This window comes from Nocardia tenerifensis NBRC 101015 (genome assembly GCF_000308715.1).
Classification (GTDB): Bacteria; Actinomycetota; Actinomycetes; order Mycobacteriales; family Mycobacteriaceae; genus Nocardia; species Nocardia tenerifensis.
On sequence record NZ_BAGH01000590.1, the window covers coordinates 1 to 17,837 of the forward strand.

General features: G+C 68.8%; 14 protein-coding genes. 5 read left to right on the forward strand and 9 right to left on the reverse strand.

Annotated features, from left to right (window positions below; translation table 11 throughout):
- Positions 1-335 precede the first annotated feature (335 nt).
- Positions 336-860 carry a hypothetical protein gene (locus tag ON39_RS39505; protein ID WP_146251361.1) on the forward strand — a complete coding sequence of 175 codons (525 nt, stop codon included), beginning with the start codon at positions 336-338 and terminating at the stop codon, positions 858-860.
- A gap of 179 nt (positions 861-1,039) precedes the next feature.
- Here the strand turns inward: ON39_RS39505 and ON39_RS39510 are convergent, their stop codons facing one another.
- Positions 1,040-3,151 carry an MMPL family transporter gene (locus ON39_RS39510; protein WP_051187687.1) on the reverse strand — a complete coding sequence of 704 codons (2,112 nt, stop codon included), beginning with the start codon at positions 3,149-3,151 and terminating at the stop codon, positions 1,040-1,042.
- Positions 3,152-3,222: 71 nt separating this feature from the next.
- Between ON39_RS39510 and ON39_RS39515 the strand changes: the two genes are divergently transcribed.
- Entirely contained in the window at positions 3,223-3,732 is a 510-nt protein-coding gene (locus tag ON39_RS39515) for a MarR family winged helix-turn-helix transcriptional regulator (RefSeq protein ID WP_051187688.1), read from the forward strand.
- Positions 3,733-3,900: 168 nt separating this feature from the next.
- Here ON39_RS39515 and ON39_RS39520 read toward each other — a convergent pair whose 3' ends face one another.
- The 6 genes from ON39_RS39520 to ON39_RS39545 all read right to left on the reverse strand — a co-directional run bounded on the left by ON39_RS39520 (position 3,901) and on the right by ON39_RS39545 (position 11,559).
- On the reverse strand, positions 3,901-5,994 hold the full coding sequence (locus ON39_RS39520) for a xanthine dehydrogenase family protein molybdopterin-binding subunit (RefSeq protein ID WP_040741889.1): 2,094 nt from the start codon (positions 5,992-5,994) through the stop codon (positions 3,901-3,903).
- The gene (locus tag ON39_RS39525) at positions 5,991-6,989 is read right to left on the reverse strand and encodes an FAD binding domain-containing protein (RefSeq protein WP_040741891.1); all 999 of its coding nucleotides are present in this window, start codon (positions 6,987-6,989) and stop codon (positions 5,991-5,993) included. Before ON39_RS39525 ends, ON39_RS39520 begins: the two co-directional genes overlap by 4 nt.
- Entirely contained in the window at positions 6,986-7,504 is a 519-nt protein-coding gene (locus ON39_RS39530; RefSeq protein WP_040741892.1) for a 2Fe-2S iron-sulfur cluster-binding protein, read from the reverse strand. The genes ON39_RS39525 and ON39_RS39530 overlap by 4 nt, the downstream gene beginning before the upstream one ends.
- A 50-nt stretch (positions 7,505-7,554) precedes the next feature.
- Positions 7,555-8,088, reverse strand: coding sequence for a hypothetical protein (locus ON39_RS39535; RefSeq protein ID WP_146251360.1), 534 nt, complete (start codon positions 8,086-8,088; stop codon positions 7,555-7,557).
- Positions 8,089-9,056: 968 nt separating this feature from the next.
- Positions 9,057-10,532, reverse strand: a complete 1,476-nt coding sequence (locus ON39_RS39540; RefSeq protein ID WP_040741894.1) for a M28 family metallopeptidase — start codon at positions 10,530-10,532, stop codon at positions 9,057-9,059.
- Between the two features lie 106 nt (positions 10,533-10,638).
- Positions 10,639-11,559 carry a DMT family transporter gene (locus ON39_RS39545; protein WP_051187689.1) on the reverse strand — a complete coding sequence of 307 codons (921 nt, stop codon included), beginning with the start codon at positions 11,557-11,559 and terminating at the stop codon, positions 10,639-10,641.
- Between ON39_RS39545 and ON39_RS39550 the strand changes: the two genes are divergently transcribed.
- On the forward strand, positions 11,558-12,967 hold the full coding sequence (locus ON39_RS39550; protein WP_040741896.1) for an aminotransferase-like domain-containing protein: 1,410 nt from the start codon (positions 11,558-11,560) through the stop codon (positions 12,965-12,967). The two genes, ON39_RS39545 and ON39_RS39550, sit on opposite strands and share 2 nt — an antisense overlap.
- 28 nt (positions 12,968-12,995) lie before the next feature.
- Here ON39_RS39550 and ON39_RS39555 read toward each other — a convergent pair whose 3' ends face one another.
- On the reverse strand, positions 12,996-14,366 hold the full coding sequence (locus ON39_RS39555) for an ABC1 kinase family protein (protein WP_040741897.1): 1,371 nt from the start codon (positions 14,364-14,366) through the stop codon (positions 12,996-12,998).
- Positions 14,367-14,483: 117 nt separating this feature from the next.
- On the opposite strand from ON39_RS39555, the gene ON39_RS39560 reads away from it, so the two are divergent.
- Together ON39_RS39560 and ON39_RS39565 are read left to right on the forward strand one after the other, a co-directional pair.
- Positions 14,484-15,116 (forward strand): TetR/AcrR family transcriptional regulator, encoded by a 633-nt coding sequence (locus tag ON39_RS39560; protein WP_040741898.1) that lies wholly within the window; start codon positions 14,484-14,486, stop codon positions 15,114-15,116.
- 254 nt (positions 15,117-15,370) lie between these two features.
- The gene (locus tag ON39_RS39565; RefSeq protein WP_040741900.1) at positions 15,371-16,573 is read left to right on the forward strand and encodes a PucR family transcriptional regulator; all 1,203 of its coding nucleotides are present in this window, start codon (positions 15,371-15,373) and stop codon (positions 16,571-16,573) included.
- Between the two features lie 174 nt (positions 16,574-16,747).
- Here ON39_RS39565 and ON39_RS39570 read toward each other — a convergent pair whose 3' ends face one another.
- A complete protein-coding gene (locus tag ON39_RS39570) occupies positions 16,748-17,761 on the reverse strand; it encodes an MDR family NADP-dependent oxidoreductase (protein WP_040741902.1) in 1,014 nt (337 codons plus the stop codon).
- Positions 17,762-17,837 lie beyond the last annotated feature (76 nt).

Consider the following 17,837-nt stretch of genomic DNA (forward strand, 5'->3'; position numbering starts at 1 on the left):
GCGGTGTCGGCCGCCGAGGCTTCGGGTGCGGCCAGGCAGAGTGCGCCCACGGTTGCGGCCGCGCCGATCAGCACGGCCGCGCGGCGTCGGTCGAGGGAGATATCCATAGTGTTCTCCTTGGCGTGACCGCCGAGCCGATTCGGCCCTGCTGCCGGCGGGCATGCCGAAATAGATTGTGCGGGTTGAGGTTCGCCGCCCCGGGCAGCCGGTGCGGTACTCTCTCCACGGTAGCGAATAAACGATGCACAATCGATGCATCGCCAAAATTGGGGTCGATTCAGCCGAATTCGCCGCGAGTCAAGCGAAAGGTATAGCCGATGGTGAGACTTTCCGACGTGGTCGACTACGACGGCGGGCTGATCTATCTGCTCGACCACGACCTCGACCAGCAGACGGCAACGATCACGATGACAGCCGGGCCACGCCTGCTCCCCGGGATCGGTGCCCTCGCCATCCGTACTAGGCACCGTCAGGGCAATCTCGCCCGAGTCACCGTGGAGGCGGGTGCCGGCCGGTACCCGCCCGAACCGGCCGACGCGCATTTCCTCGAGGAAGCCACCTACACGACCGCGCGTGGCCGTCAATATGTCGGCTCATGCTATTTCGAGCAATGCCAAGGACAGCTTGCCGAACCGCTCACCGACCCCGGCCCGGCACGAGTGCACGTGCGCCTCTACGAGATCCCCGGACCGCACGAACCCTACCTGGCCACCGCACCGGGACACGCAGACCGTCTCATCGACATCGACGAGCACCTGCTGCTGCATATCTGGAACGAACCCCTTACCGGCAACCGAACACAGAGCACTCGCACACAACTGCGCGGTGTCATCGCCGCCGACACTCCACCGGCAAGCTGAGCAACGTCATCACGCGACCAAGCCCTTGTAGTTCCGGGCTCATTCGTCGTGGTCGGCGTCGGCTCCACACGCGCATCATCACCGCCGCCCGACAAGTACGGGCGGCCGCAGGCTCCGGCCTCCTCCACCCGGGACCCGATGCATTACCCAAAATTGGGGTGAATTCAGCCGAATTCGCCTCATTGATGCGCTGGGACCGGCGTGGAACGGTCGTCGCTGGACGGTCGCGGACGGTCGGTCTCGTCCAGCCGGCTGGGCCACCAGATCCGTGCGCCGAGCAAGGTGAACAGCGCGGGAATGATGACGGTGCGTACGACGAAGGTGTCCAACAGGATTCCCAGCGCCACCACGATGCCGAGCTGGGTGAGGGTGATCAACGGCAGCACGCCGAGGACGCAGAAGACCGCGGCCAGCACCACTCCCGCGCTGGTGATGACGGCGCCGGTGGTCGCGACCGCGCGCACGATCCCGTCGGCGGTGCCGTGCGCGGGCGTCTCCTCGCGCGCGCGGGTGACCAGGAAGATGGTGTAGTCGACGCCGAGCGCGACCAGGAACAGCAGCGCGTATAGCGGCACGTTGGTGTCGATCGCGGGGAACCCGAAGACGTGCACGCTCACCCAACTGCCCAGTCCCAGTGCGGCTATCGCGCTGAGCGCCGTCACGCCGACCAGCAGCAGCGCGGCGGGCAGGGCGCGCAGCAGCACGAGCAGGACCACCAGCACGATGGCCAGGATCAGCGGCATGATCATCGTGCGGTCGTGTGCCGCGGCCACCCGCGTGTCGAGGGCCTCCGCGTCGCCGCCGCCGACCAGCGCGTCCGCCTCGGGGATGTCCGCCACGCGGGCACGGAGGGCGTCGATGGCGTCGAAAGCCGCGGCCGAGCCGGGTGGTGCGTCCAACACCACCGACCAGCGCGCCAAACCTGTTGGCGCGGTGCCCGTTTTGTTTGCGCGCAGCACGCCGGGGACCGTCGGCAACGCCGCATCGATCGAGGCGGCCGCCGACTCCCGGGCGACGACGATCGTCGGATCGGCCGAGCCGGACGGGAAATGCGCTGCCAGCGTGTCGAATCCGTCCACGGACTCGGCGCGGACGCGGAACCGCTCGGTCTGCGAAAGTCCGACGTCCACGGTGAACAGCGCGCCCGCGAACACCGCGAGCACGCCGATCGCGGCGACGATCACCGGAATCGGGCGGCGCACGGCCCGCACCGCGGTCGCGTGCCAGATGCCCTCGGTGGCCTGGTCGCGCCCGTCGGGACGAGGGACGAAGGGCCAGAACACTTTTCGTCCGCACAGCGCGAGCGCGGCGGGCAAGCCGAGCAACACGAACACCAGGGCGACCACCAGCCCCGCCGCCGCGAGCACGCCGAGACTACGCGTATTCGGCAGCGCCGCCGACGCCAGCACGAGCAGGGCGGCGACCACGGTGAGGTTGCTGGCCAGGATCGCGGGCCCGGCCCGGCGCACCGCCCGGCGCAGCGCGCGCCGGTGATCGGCCTCGCGGTGCAACTCGTCGCGGTATCGCGAGACCAGCAGCAGCGCGTAATTGGTGCCGGCGCCGAATACGAGCACGCTGGTGATGCCCGAGGTGGAGCCGTCGAAGGTGAGCCCGGTCAGCCGCGCCAGTCCGGTGCCGACGACGGTCGCGGTGCGGTCCGCCGTGCCGATGATCAACAGGGGAATCAGCCACAGCACCGGCGAGCGGTAGGTGATCACCAGCAGCACGGCCACCACCACGGCCGTCACGGCGAGCAGCGTCGTGTTCGCGCCGGAGAACGAGTCCGCGATATCGCCGCCGAACGCCGGGCCGCCGGTGACCTGGACGGTCAATGCCGCGGGCAGCCCGTCCTTGGACGCCTGCCGCAGGCGGTCGATCTGGTCGCGCAGTTCGAAGCCGCTCGCATCGGCCGAGACCGGCACCCGGCCGATCGCGGCCTTGTGGTCGGGAGACTGAATGATCGGGCTCGGAGCGCCCGGATCACCACCGGCTTTCGCGGCACGGTCGAGGGTCGCTGCGGCGGCCGCGACGTCGGGCTCGGTGAGTTCGGCGCCGTCGGCGCGGGTCAGCACCACGATCGCCGCGCCGGCCCCCGCGTCCGGGAATTGGCTCAGTGCCTGTTTCGCGCGCGCCGATTGGGACGAGTCGGGCAGGGTCGCCGGGGACTGGCCCGCCGCGTCGTTGTCACCGACCACGCCCATGACGCCGCCCGCGACGGCGAGCAGCAACAGAAGGAACAACCAGGACAGGCGGGCGGTGACGACGGAGGCGTACTTCTCCCAGAGCTTCACGCGGCCAACTCTTTCAGAAACTTAACTATTAAGCAACGGAGAGGATTGCGCGGACTAGTCTTGCCGTCGTGATGGAATCCGACGGGACGGTCAATACGTCCGCTTCGACCTCGGCAGACGGGCGCGCGGCGCTGGAGTCGGATATCGCCGCCGACATCCGTGCGCTCTCGGCCATCACCGATCAGGTCGGGCACGTCTTCGCCCGGTTGAATAACCTGCGCCCCAATGACTTTCGCGCCCTGATGCACGTCGCGACCGCCGAGTACGCCGGGCGGCCGCTCACGCCGGGGCAGTTGGGCCGGCTGATGGGGATCTCCTCGCCCGCGGTGACCTATCTCGTGGAGCGCATGATCCAGTCCGGCCACCTGCGCCGCGCGGTCGACGACACCGACCGCCGCCGCGTCATCCTCTACCACGACGAGCAGGGCATGAACGCCGCCCGCGCCTTCTTCATCCCCGTCGGCGCCCGCACGACCGCCGCCATGGCCGAGTTCCCCGACGCGGACCTCGCCGCCGCCCACCGCGTGCTCACCGCGGTGATCGCCTCCCTGCACGAGCACGTCGACGACATGTCCACCTAGGCCCTGTGTCGAAGTCCCATCCGGCGCCTCCGGTGGCTGGATCGCCGCCTGGCCGCGTTGTCGTCGTCGCCGATACAACCCCGGTATCGGCTCCTCCTCCGCCTTGCCAGGCGACGATCCAGCCACCGGATGCATCCGGCCGGACTTCGACACAGGGCCTAGGCGGATTCACGACAGCAGGCGGTCGGCGGTGATCGGGAGATCGCGGACGCGCAGGCCGGTGGCGTGGTGGACGGCGTTGGCGACGGCGGCGGCGGCGCCGACGATGCCGATCTCGCCCGCGCCGCGCGAGCCCATGGGGTTGGTGTGCTCGTCCACCTCGTCGAGCCAGTGGGCCTGGATGTCGCCGATGTCGGCGTGCACGCTCACGTGGTAACTGGCGAGATCCTGGGTGACGACGTGGCCGAAGCGCGGGTCCCGCACGCTCTCCTCGTGCAGCGCCATGGACAGGCCCCACGTCATGCCGCCGACGAGCTGCGCGCGCAGCATGCGCGGGTTGATGGCGCGGCCGATGGAGAACATGCCGAGCATGCGGGGCACGCGTATTTCGCCGGTGTCCCGGTTCACCCGGACCTCCACGAACTGAGCGCCGAAGGAGTGCATGGCGAACTTGTCGGCGTCCGGATTGTCCGGGGCCTCGACACGCAGCGCCGATCCGGCGGCCGGGTCGACGCCGTACTTGTCGCGAAAGGCCTTGGCGGCGGCCACGATCGCCGTGCCCCACGACGTGATGCCGGAGGAGCCGCCCGCCACCGAGGCCGACGGCAGGGCCGAGTCGCCGATCCTGAGGTCGACCATGTCCGTCGGGCAGCCGAGGGCGTCCGCGGCGATTTGCGTCAGAGCGGTCCAGGTTCCGGTGCCGATGTCCGCGGCGCCGATCTCGACGAGGTAGCGGTCGTCGAACTCGATGCGCGCGGCGTTTCCGGGGGATTGCTGGGCCGGGTAGGTCGCGGCGGCGACTCCGGTGCCGACCAGCCAGTCCCCGTCGCGAAGACTGCGGGGCTCCGGATCGCGTGTGTCCCAGCCGAATTCGTCGGCGCCGCGGCGCAGGCAGTCGATCAGGTGGCGGCCGGACCACGGGTTGCCCGAGTCCGGGTCGGTGGGTGGTTCGTTTCTGATCCGCAGCTCGATCGGGTCCAGCCCGCAGGCGATGGCGAGCTCGTCCATCGCCACCTCCGCGGCGAACATGCCCGGCGCCTCGCCGGGCGCGCGCATCCAAAACGGCACGGGCACATCGAGAGCCGCCAAACGGTGCGAGGTGCGGCGGTTCGGTGCCCGGTACATCACCCGTGACGGGACGGCGCTCTGCTCGGCGTACTCCTTGACCTTGGCGGTCTGCTCGATGACGTCGTGCGCCAGCGCCGTCAACCTGCCGTCGGCGTCCGCGCCGAGCCTGATCCGCTGGATCGTCGGGGTTCGGTAGCCGACCAGGGCGAACATCTGCTGCCTGGTGAGGGCCAGCTTCACCGGTCGCCCGCCGCTGCGTTGCGCGGCGAGGACGGCGAGCACATTGTGGCAGTGCGGCGCGCCCTTCGCGCCGAAACCGCCGCCGACGTGCGGCGATATGACTCGGATCTGGTCCGGTTCGAGTCCGAACAAGGGTGCGAGTGTCTTGCGCACGGTGTGCACGCCCTGTGTCGAGTCGTAGAGCGTGACCACGGTGCCGTCCGGCTCGGGCTCGGCGTGCCAGAGGGCGATGCACGCGTGCGGTTCCATCGGATTGTTGTGCTCGATCGGGGTGGTGTAGGTCTGGTCGACGGTGATCGCGGCGGCGGCCAGGCCCGCGTCGAGATCGCCCGTCTCGGTGTCGGTCGGGAACGACGAGGCGACCTCGTCGGGTGCGTAGAGGTCGTCGCGGTCGCCGTCGAACCGCACGTCGGCGGGCTGACGCCGATAGTCGACGCGCACCAGATCCGCGCCGTGCCTGGCTGTTTCGGCCGTTTCGGCGATCACCGCGCCGATGAGCTGGCCGCGGAAATGGACCTCGTCGTCTTGCAGAATGCTCAGCTCGCCGTCGGAGGTGTCGGCCAGTTCCGGGGCGTCGAAGACGGTGAGCACCGCGAGCACGCCGTCGAGCCGCTCGGTGGCCGCGGTATCCATCGCGGCGACCCGTCCGCGGGCGATGGTGGCTTGGATGGGGTGCAGATAGGTCGGCCGGTCGACCGGGTGCTCGAAGGCGTACGGCGCGGCGCCGGTGACCTTGGCGGGGCCGTCGAGGCGCAGGGGAGAGGCGCCCATCGCGTTCGCGTCGATGAGTGTCATGACCGCGCCTCCCCGGTCGCGCTGAGCGAACGTAGCGTCGCGACGAGTGTGCGGCGCGCGAGTTCGACCTTGAACTCGTTGCCGTCCAACGGTTGTGCCTCGGCGAGCTCCGCGCGTGCGGCGGCCTCGAACGTGGCTTCGGTTGCGGGCGAGCCGATCAGGATCGACTCGGCCGTGCGGGCACGCCAGGGTTTGTGCGCCACCCCGCCGAGAGCTATTCGGGCGGAGGTTATTTGGCCGTCGTTCTCGACGAGTTCGGCGGCCACCGAGACGAGGGCGAAGGCGTAGGAGGCGCGGTCGCGGACCTTTCGATAGGTCGATCGCGCCCCGGCGTGCGGGGCGGGCAGCTCGACCGCGGTGATGAGTTGACCATGCTGGAGCACCGTGTCCAGTTCGGGGCGGTCGCCGGGGAGCCGGTGGAACTCGGTGAGCGGGATCCGCGACTCGCCCTCGGTGCCCGCGAGCACCACCCGGGCGTCCAGCGCGGCCATGGCCACCGCCATGTCCGAAGGATGAACCGCCACACAGTGTTCCGAGGCCCCGAGGATCGCGTGATAGCGGACGTAGCCGCCGATGGCCGCGCAGCCGGAGCCGGGGTCGCGTTTGTTGCACGGGGTCGAGACATCTTGGAAGTACACACACCTGGTGCGCTGCAACAGATTTCCGGCGGTGGTCGCCAGGTTGCGGAGCTGCCCGGAGGCGCCCGACAGCAACGCGCGGGACAGGGCGGGGTATCCGGTGCGGACCGCGGGGTGTGCCGCGAGGTCGCTGTTGCGCACGCCCGCGCCGATCCGCAGTCCCCCGTCGGGGAGTTCGGTGACCTCGGTGAGCGGTAGGTGCGCGACGTCGACCAGCAGGTCTGGGCCTGTGATGCCCAGCTTCATATGGTCCACGAGGTTCGTTCCGCCCGCGAGGAAGGCCGCCTCGGGCCGCTCGGACACCATCGCGACCGCGTCCCGCACGCTGCTCGCGCGTCGATATTCGAAGGGGATCATGCGCCGGCCTGCCGGATCGCCGCGAGAATATTGGGGTAGGCGGCGCAGCGGCAGATGTTCCCGCTCATGCGTTCGCGGATCTCCGTGTCCGTGAGCTCGGGTTCCGTGCCGAGGTCCTCGGTGACATAGCTGGGATGGCCCGCCTCGACCTCGTCGAGCATGCCGACGGCCGAACAGATCTGACCCGGCGTGCAGTATCCGCACTGGAAGCCGTCCTGCTCCAGAAAGGCCCGCTGCATCGTGTGCGGTTCCTCGCCCGTGCCCAGGCCCGCCGCTGTAATGACCTGGGCGCCGTCGTTGGCGACCGCGAAACTCAGGCAGCTGGTGGCCCGGCGACCGTTCAGCAGGACGGTGCACGACCCGCACTGGCCGTGGTCACAGCCCTTCTTTGGCGCGGTCACGCCGAGCTGCTCGCGCAGCGCGTCCAGCAGCGTGATGCGATTGTCGATGCGCAATGCGTGCTGAACGCCGTCTACCTCGAGGTTGATCTCGGAATGACTCGCAGCGGGATCCATAGCCTGCGGATAGCCCGGCGCGCCGGACTCAATCACCGACGTTGTGATGCCTACTGCGTGGCCGCCCAGACCGTGACCGTCGCCGTGTACGCCTGGAGGTCGTTGTCCAGCGTGAGGCCAGTCAGGTAGGCGACCCGGTTGGCCGCGGTCTTGACGCAGTAGCTGTTGGCCCGGTCGACCGGGATGGTCTCGGCTCCGCGAGTGGAGATCAGGTCGGCGCACTGCTGCCGGGTGGGCGTCGTGGGCGCGTTCCACAACGCGATCGTGGGTTTGGTGGTGAAGAAGCCACCGCCGAGTCCATAGAGTGTGGCCTTCTCGAAACCCCCGCTGGCCTTGTAGTCGTAGCTGACCCATGTGGTCGCCCCGGTGTTGCTGGACAGGACGCGGGGCGGGAGGGAGTCCAGGTCGAGATAGGTCAGATTGACCGTGCCCGACCATCGGACCTCGTTCGACCCAGGGTTCGAGGAAGTCGCCGGCGCGCTCGAGGGCCGAGCCGACTCCTGCGTGCTCGTAGGACCATCCTTGACCTGAGCAGTCGCCGGAGAGTCCTTGTCGGAGAACACATCCCACCCCTTATCCGGCACCAGCACAACCAAACCCGCAATCACCGACGGGATCACGGGCAACAGCGCCGCGGAGAGAACGGGATGACGCCTCACCCAGTGGTCTCGCTCAGGAGGATCGCCACCCTCCCTTCGGCGTTGTTGCTCCGAACCCCCTGTCGACTCGTCGTCCCCCATACCGAAAACACCTCTCCGCCAAAGCCGCTCGCCTCGAAAATCCTAGCGCGGCATACGGAAGAAGATCGTCGGAGTTACTCCTGAGGTGCCGCAGGACTTGTCATCACCTGCCGCCGATGCTCCCCGGGAGGCGGTCGCGGCCAGGCGAATCGTGCCTAGGCGTGCTTCCTGCTGGTTTTCGGCTGGCTGGGAGTGACCTTCGGGCGAGCAGGCATTTGCTTGATCTGCCCGCCCGACTGAAAGACCGATCCTCCGGAGTCGGGTGCGGACGCTCGCCGACCGCTGTCGCCCCGCTCGAGATGGATGGTCATGCGGGCTCTCCTTGGTTCAGCTCAGTCGTGAAGTAGTGCTTTCGGGCGATCCACCGGAAACCTTCGTGCAAGTTGATGGAGGCTACCTCGACCGGTCCTCCTACTGTATCGGGCCCAAGCTTGAATCGAGTGAATCCGGCCGTGATTTCCACCATGAATCGTGCCAGGGCAATCGCATCCGGGAGCGGCATCCCCGCTGGTGAGCGTCGGCGCATCGCCAAGGCGTTGCCGCGCAGGGGTTTTCATCGCTCGGCGTGTCGCCTCCGCGTGGTGCCGGTCTCGCGTGACGAAACGCTCGCCTGGCACGTTGCCGCCGTTCGTTCGCCTGGCTCGTCGCTGTACAAGTGCGCGAGCACAACGACCGCGCGAGTCCTCGTCGGGATCGTTCTGGTCAGCACTCGCCTCGCCGCCGCGGCTTGCTCGAGGAAAAGTTTGCGACATGGGGGAGGGGCGAGCGGGTGCTCGCCCCTCGGGGTGGTGGGGTCAGTTGGTCGTCATAGTTCAGCTCGGGGGGTTGGTGCTGGCGGCGTAGGTTTGCATGGCGTCGGCGATGGCGCCGGTGTTCACGGTGAGCGCGGTGTCGTTGATGTTGGTGGTGGTGTCGCAGGAGCGGTGGTAGCAGGGGTCGTAGGGGCGGCCGGCCTGGCCGCCGAACAGCTGCTGCTCCTGGCGGGTCTTGATGCCCTCCGCGCCGGTGAACAGGCCGCCGACGGCGATGCCCGCTCGCATGAACGCGCCGTAGTCCGAGCGACCGTCGAGGGCGGTCCGGTTGTGCGCCAAGCCCTTTGAGTCGAAGTAGCGGGCGAAGTTCTGCTCGATGGCCGCCGAGCCGGCCGGCCCGGCGCTGCCGTCGTAGATCTTGTAGGCGAAGTTCGGCGAGGCGATCATGTCGAAGTTGAGGTACAGCTTGATCTTCGAGCGACTGGCCGCGGGCAGGTTCGACACGTAGTACTTGGAGCCGACCAGGCCGAGTTCCTCCGCGCCCCACCAGGCGAACCGGACCTTGTTCTTCGGCGCGGTCGCGGCCATCTGCAACGCGACCTCGAGCAATCCCGCACTGCCGGAACCGTTGTCGTTGATGCCGGCGCCCGCGCGCACGGAGTCGAGGTGCGCCCCCGCCATGACGACCTTGTCCGGGTTGCCCTGCGGGCTCTCCGCGATCACGTTATGGGTTGTGGCGGGCAGGGATTCGGTGTCGGTCTTCAGCCGCACCGTCTTGTCCGGCGAGGCGGCCAGGTCCTTGCCGACGACGAAACTCGTTCCGACGACCGGGATCTTGATGCCGGTCTCGTCGAGCGGTTCGACGAAGGCGTCGGTCCGGCCCTCCTGCCCCTCGTTGAAGATGATCACACCGGAGGCCCCTGCCGTCTGAGCGTTGTGGGCCTTCTCGGCGGCGGAGCAGGTACCGCGCTGGATCAGGGCGATATTGCCGCGGGTGAAACCGGCGAAGTCGGCGGCCTCACACCCGGAGGTGGAGGTGTTCGGCTGCAGGCCAGGGGACAGCGCGAGATCGACGCCCTGGGCCGGCGCCTTGGCCTCGCCGGAGCCCGAATAGGTCAGCGTGGCAAAGTCATTGAGCTCGGCACGGTCCGGCGGGGTCGCCCGGTAGGTGGTGTGGCCCGCGGACACCTGCTCCAGGACCGCGGTCGACCGCTCCCGGAACGATTGAAAGGTGAACGGCTGCAACGTCACCTGGTAGCCGGCGCGGCGCAGTTCGCCCGCCACGTAATCGCGGGACGCGTCGTAGCCGGGTGTGCCCGCGGCGCGGGTGCGACCGTTGGCGTTGGCGATGGACTGGAACTTCTCCAGGTGCTGGTTGACGGCGGACGCCTGAATCGTATCGGCCACTTGACCTTCCGACGGCGCGCTTGGCTCGGCGTAGGCCGAGCCCACCAGCGTGAGCGAGACGGCGAGCGGCACGGTGACGGCCGCGGCGATGACATGGCCGGCGCGGACACGGCGGGATTTTCGGGCCATATCGGCTCCTTCAGAGGGACGGATGAATTCCCGATGAACGGAGGTTAGGCCGACCTTTCGTCCCCGTGAAACCCCAGTCGACCAGTGGGGAAAGGCAGCCCGCATGTCATGTTCGGGCCTGCCCGAGCCGCGTGCGGACCGCCGCGCTCGCGCACGCGATGACGACGAGCCCGCCGGTGAGGGTGAGCACGGTGATGTGCTCCCCGAGCAGCAGCGCCGCCCAGCAGATGGTCATGATCGGCTGCACGAGCTGCACCTGGCTGACCGTGGCCATGGGCCCGATCGCCAAACCCCGGTACCACGCGAAGAATCCGAGGTACATGCTGACCACCGCCAGATAGGCGAAGCAGGCCCACTCGACCGCGGTGCCCGACGGCGCCCGATGGGCGACCGCGACGCCGGCGAGGGTGATCATCAACGGCGAAGACAGGACCAGCGCCCACGAAACCGTTTGCCAAGCACCGATTTCGCGGGCCAGCAGCCCGCCCTCGGCGTAACCGACGGCCGCCGCGAGCACCGCGCCGAAGAGCAGCAGATCGGCCCAGCCGACACCGCCGAACCCGCCGCCTTGCCGCAGGGCGAACCCGACGGCGGCGACCGCGCCCGCGAGGGAGAACACCCAGAAGGGCTGGGCGGGGCGCTCACCCGTGCGTAAGACGGCCGCTACCGCGGTGGCGGCGGGCAGCAGCGCGACGACGACGGCGCCGTGGCTGGCGGGCGTCACCGTGAGCGCATACGACGTGAGGACCGGGAAGCCGACGACGATGCCCGCCGCCACGACGGCGATCCGCGCCCACTGCGTGCCCGAGGGCAGCGCCTGACGGGTCGCGACCAAGGCCACACCGGCCAGCGCCGCGGCGACGACCGCGCGACCCGAACCGATGAACAGCGGCGAGAGCCCGCCGACGGCGACGCGGGTGAGCGGCACCGTGAAGGAGAAGGCCGCGACACCCACCAGGCCCCAGACCAATCCGGCCGACGATAGCGGTGTACGAACATCGACAGTAGCGCTACTCTTGACTGACATGTTCAACGATAGCAGTGCGCGAATCGCCGACGGCATACGCGCGTGGATCGGCGCCGCCGCGCCCGGCGCGCGGCTTCCGTCCACCCGTCAACTGGTAGCGGAGTACGCCGCCAGTCCCGTCACCGTGCAGAAGGCTCTGCGCGCGCTCGTCGCCGAGGGGCTCGTCGAAAGCCGGCCCGGGGTAGGCAGTTTCGTTCGAGCGCCGCGGCCCGTGCGCCCGCAGGACTACGGCTGGCAGACAGCGGCCTTGGGCGCCCCGCGTCGCGCGCTGCCGAATATCGGCGGCACCATGCGCCTCGCGCCACCCGAGGCGCAGGCGCTCCACTCCGGCTACCTCGAGGCGGATCTGTTGCCCGAGAGGCTGATTCGCGCGGCCCTGACGCGTGCGACGCGAGGATCGGCCGCCACCTCGCGACCGCCCACCGCAGGGCTGAACGACCTGCGCACCTGGTTCGCGACCGAGTTGGCCGGCCAGACACCGGCGGGTCTGACCGCGCCGGCCGCGAGCGACGTGGTGCTCACTCCCGGCACGCAGAGCGCGCTGACGTCGACCTTCCGTGCGCTCGTCGCCCCCGGACACCCGTTGCTGATCGAGTCGCCGACCTACTGGGGCGCCATCCTCGCCGCGCACCAGTCCGGCGTCCGGCTGGTTCCCGTGCCGAGCGACGCCGAGGGGCCCGATCCGGCGGGGCTGGATCGCTCCTTCCGCGAGACCGGGGCGAGGGCACTGTACGTCCAGCCGAACTACGCGAATCCGACCGGGGCGCAGTGGTCGCCGGACCGCGCCGACGCCGTACTGGAGGTAATCCGTTCCCACGGCGCGTTTCTCGTCGAAGACGACTGGGCACACGACTTCGGTATCGACACCGACCCGCATCCGGTGGCGGCGAAAGACGCTGGGGGCCATGTAGTTTACGTCCGGTCGTTGACCAAGAGCATGTCGCCGAACATCCGGGTGGGCGCCGTCATCGCACGCGGTCCCGCCCGCGCGCGAATCCTCGCGGACCAGTCCGCGGAGTCCATGTACGTGAGCGCTCTGCTCCAGCAGGCCGCGCTCGAGGTCCTCACCGATCCGGGCTGGAAAACCCACTTACGCAGGCTGCGTGGGCAATTGCGCGAGCGCAGAGACCTGCTCGCCGGCAGCCTGGCGCGGCACGCACCCGCGCTCCGGGTCGATCATGTGCCGCGGGGCGGGCTGCACCTGTGGGCGCGACTTCCCGACGGCACCGACACGAGCCGGCTCGTTCGTGACTGCGAAGCGAGCGGCGTGTACGTCGCGTCGGGGCACGAGTGGTTCCCGGCCGAACCGTCGGGCCCCTATCTGCGACTGAACTTCACCGGTCCGAATCCGCACGGATACCCGGGAGCGGCGCGGGTGATCGCCGAGGCGCTCGAAGTGCAGAGCTGAGTGCCTGCCACGAAAATGCCGCGGGGAGTTACGCATCCGCTCGCCACCGAGCGACCTCCCGCCCGATCTCGGTGACCGGCGGCTCGGCATAGAGCCACTCCCGCGCGATCCGATGCCAATTGTTGGTGGTCTCCAACTGACCGAGCGCCGCGAAGGTGAAAAGGTCCGCGCGCCGGGAGAAGACGTGCTCGGCGGGCAACCGCTGCTGCCGCATGCCGCGGAACTCGGCGGCGCGCGGGTCGACGGCGAGAATCAAAGCGCCCGTGGCTAGTTCGGGCGTGATGGTGAGCTCCTCGTCGACCAGGTGCCAGCCCGCGGCGGCCCAGACGTAGTCGAGGCATTCCTGCGCGGTGATGTCGGACTCGGGGTCGATGACACCGCGCCTGATCCACATGTCGTACAACTCGTCCGCGCGATACTCACCCGCGAAACGCAGACAGACGCGCTCGATCTCGACGTGCACCGGGTCCATGCTGTGGTAGAGCCCGAAGTCCACGAAACCGAGCCTGCCGTCCGCCGCGAGCATGATGTTGCCGGGGTGCGGGTCGCCGCAGAACTCGAAGTCCGCGAACAGCGAGCTGATGTAGAAGCGGTAGATCAGCTCGCCGATCCGATCGCGGTCCGCGCTCGGCAGCGCCCTGATCCGTTGGTACGGTTCGCCTTCCAGGAACTCCGTCACCAAAACGTGTGGCCCGCAATGCTCCCCGACGCTGTCCGGGACCGTGACGAACGGATGACCGCGGTAGCGCGCGGCCACCCGATGCTGTGTGCGCGCCTCGCGGAGGTAGTCGAGCTCGCTGCCGATATTGCGCGAGATCTCCTCGAGCACCTCGGTGTCGGCCGCGCTCGGCAGCATGGACTTCCACAGCTTGCTGAACATCGCCAGGTTGCGCATGTCCGCCTCGACCGCGTCGTCCACGCCCGGATACTTGACCTTGACCGCGACCGCGCGGCCGTCGCGCAGCCGGGCCCGATACACCTGGCCGATAGACGCCGCGGCGATCGGGCTCTCGTCGAAATCGGCGAACACCCCGGTCATCGGCCCGAGATCGCCCTCGATCACCGCCCGCATGGCCGGGAACGCGACGTGCGGCGCCTGATCGCGCAGCTCGGCCAGCTTGACCCGGAACATCTCCCGATGCGCCTCCGGCAGCAGGTCGACGTCGAGCACCGACAGCATCTGGCCCAGCTTCATCGCCGCGCCCTTCAGCCCGCCGAGCACGGTGACCAGCTGCTGGGCCGCCTGCAGCGTCGACCGTTCCGAGAGCACCTGCCTGGCCTGTTCGGTCCGCCCGATCATCGACAGGCGCGTGCCGACCCCGCGAATCGCCTGGCCGGCCGCCAAACGACCCAGCTTGCTACCGCGCGCGAGACGACCCTTCGGGACCCGATCGCCCACTGTCGCACCTCCATTGGCCCACATCCCGCGTGACGCGGTGGCACCACTCTTGCATACTCGACACCAGACCTGAACTGAGCAAAGCTCATTTTCTTCGATATCGGGCAGGAGTACGCGATGCCGCCTAAGACTGTGGGTCAGCGCCGTCGACCCACTCAGGAACGGGCCAAGGCGACCCGCGAGCACATCCTGGACACCGCCGCGCAGCTGTTCGGCGAGCGCGGCATCGCCAACACCTCGACGAACCGGATCGCGTCGGCGGCCGGGGTGAGCATCGGCACCGTCTACCGGTACTTCGCCGACCGCTCGGTCATGGTCGAGGAGCTGCTGCGCAGGCTGCTCGAGAACATCGAAAGGCGGTTCTCCCAGCGGGTTTTCGGCCTCGGCGAGAAGCCGAGCCTGGAGGTGATCAGCGGGATCCTCGAGGTGATCGCCGACGAGCTGGTGGAGAACGCGCTGCTGGTCCGGGCGCTGGTCGCCGGGGTGCAGTTCTACAGCAGCGGCATTCCCGAGTTCGAGCCGCGCCTGCGGCTGCTGGTCAAGGTGATGGTGATCCAGATCCTCGGCCCCGGCGACGATCACGAGTACGACGTGATCACGTTCGTGCTGATCAACACCGGTTTCGCCGCGGTGCTGCGGGCCACGGCGCTGGAGGTCGACAGCGCGGCGCGGGCGGAGGCGATCCAGATGACCGCGCGGATGATCGCGGCGTGGGTCGACGTCGAGTCCAAGAATCGCGCCAAAAAGTGAGCACCTCGCTATCTACTGCTCGGCCCGGTATCGCCCGGATCGGACGCTTGTTCGGCGTTTTTCCTGCTCAACGGCGTGGTCCGCAGCCCTGAGAGATGGCTGAAAGAGGAGTAGAAGGTGAGTCCGCGCTCGGTTTACCGTTGCTTGCAACAGTAAACAGCCCGATTACAGCGAAGTTCTCGGCGTGGCAGAAGCCAAGTTGCTTGCCGCCGACACCGCCTTCGCTGTGGCGTACGGAGACAAGGAGGCCACCGGTGACGATCGAAAGTCTCGACCGACCCGAGCTCGGTGTGCTCGAGCGACAGATTTCGTCGACGGCGCGCGATATCGACGAACTGACCCGCACCGTGCTCGACCACGTAGCGGCGTCCGGGCCACTGTCGGTGGCCGCGCTGCACGGCGAGGTCAAGTCCGTGGTGCGGATCTGCCTCGACTGGCTCATCCATCGCCTGAACGGGCAACCGGTGCGCACCCCCACCGACGGTCTCGAGGCCGCGGCGGCGGGCTGCGCCCGGGCCGGCATCCCCATCGACACCGTGCTGCACGCCGTCAATGTCGGCTGCAAGGTCGGGCTCGACCTGGTCGCGCGCTCGGGCCCGACGGACACCCTCGGCGTCGTCGCGGGCATGAACCGGGTGGTCGAGCTCTCCAAGCTGGTCACCGCCGCGGTGAGCAAGGCCTACGTCCGGGAGTACAAGGCCGACGCCGCCGAGCACCAGACCGCCACCCACAATCTGACGTCGGTGCTGCTCGGCGGTCAGCCGGTGCCGGAGGAGATGCGTTTCGCCGCAGAGTATTTCGTGCTCGCCCTCGCCCTGCCCGCGCACCCCGACGAGAACCGTCCCGAGCTCGACCGGCAGGTCGTCGCGCGACGGAAGCTGCGCCGCCTGCAATCAGCGCTCGCGACGCTGCTCGGCGGCGAGGCGCTCTCGCTGCTGTCCGTCGACGGTGGCACCGTGCTCGTGCCGACCAGCGCCCGCACCGACGCCGAGCTCGACGCGCTGGTCCAGGCCCTGTCCGCCGCGGCCCGCGTGCCGATCACCGCGACCGTGGTCACCGCGCGGCCCGACGAGGTCTCCACCGCCGCCCGCCAGGCCCACGAACTCCTCGACACCGCGCAGGGAATGGGGCTCGACCCCGGTGTGCACCGCTTCGCCGAACTGGCTCTGCAACACCAGCTGAGCCGCCCCGGCATCGGCCGTGACGTGCTCGGCAACGCCCTCACGCCGCTCGACAACCACCCGGAGCTACGCGAGACCCTCCAGATCTACATCGAAACCGACCTGAGCCGGCTGCGCTCCGCCGAATACCTTGGCATCCACCCGAATACGGTCGACTACCGCCTGCGCCGCATCGGCGAACTCACCGGCTTCGACCCGGCCAGGGCCAGCGGATTGTGGTATCTGCGTTCGGCATTGATCGCCCGGATGGGCGGCCCGGACAGTCTCGCGGGGTGAATCCCCCTCGGAGAGCGTGGATTCCGTCTCGGCTCGGCTGCGGAGATCGGTGGGGCGATAGGGCAATGCTGTTCGCGCCGTGCTCCCCTCCAGCACGACGCGAACAGTCCGGTCCCCCCTACGGCAGCGGTGCGCGCCCCCGGGTCCTCAGTGGATGCGAGTCCGTTGGTGGAATCACAACTGGACAAGCACCTTTCCGTGGTTGGTCGATCGGTCCGCCCGAAGGCTTCGGTAGGCACTCGGAATGCTGTCGAAGCCGTGCCATATCGTTGGGTCGTAACGGATTTCGCCGCGGCGGACGAGAGTGCCCAGCTCGTCGTGCAGTGCCCGCCAATTGGTCTCGGTGAACCATTCCGTGGCGAAGATGCCCCGGATGGTCGTCTGCGGAAACATGATGTGCGGCAAGATATGTGCCCCGAGGAAGTCGTGCGCGACCTGGATTGCCCACTGCCAGCAGACGGCGACGCGGCTGCCGATGTTGAGCATGGCGAAGACGACGTCGCTGATGGTTCCGCCGAGACTGTCGAAGTATCTGTCGACGCCGCCGGGCGCCGCGTCCGCCATAGCCGCGCGCACGGTCGCCGGGTCGTCGCCCTGGTCATAGGCGACGACGGCGTCGAAACCCAGCGTGGTGAGGTATCGCGCCTGCTCCGGAGAGTCGACGGTGCCGATCACCCGCGCGCCACTGCGTTTGGCCAGCTGGCCGACGACCGTGCCGACGGTGCCGGACGCGCCGCTCACCACGACCGTGTCGTCGGGCCGCACCGCCATGAACTTGGTCATGGTTCCCCATGCGGTCATGCCCGCTTCGCCCATGATGTCGAGTGCGGTCGAGATCGGCAGGGTGTCGTCGTAGTCTTCGAGCTCGAGGCGGCGATAGGGCCGCAACGCTTTCTGGCCGTTGCCGATGACATGGGTGCGCCACCCGCCGAATCCTTGGACGAAGTCGCCGACCCGATGCGGGGCGCGCGGGCCGGCCTCGACCACCTCCATGATCGAATCGGCGCCGAGGGCGTCGCCGACGGGCGTCTCCGCCGCGAGGTCGTGGAGGTGGGTGTCGACCGAGACGTAACGGGTCGCGAGCAGCATTTCGTCGGCGCGGAGGTCGACATCGATATCGTCGATCACCTTCTCGTAGCTGGTCTCGGCGTCGAGGTGCTCGCGGACCACCCATTTCGCGACCTTCATATCGCGACCGCGACGTTCGGGTGCGTCTCGCCGCGCCACTCGACCGCCGAATAAGTTTCAAATGGAAATGTATCTG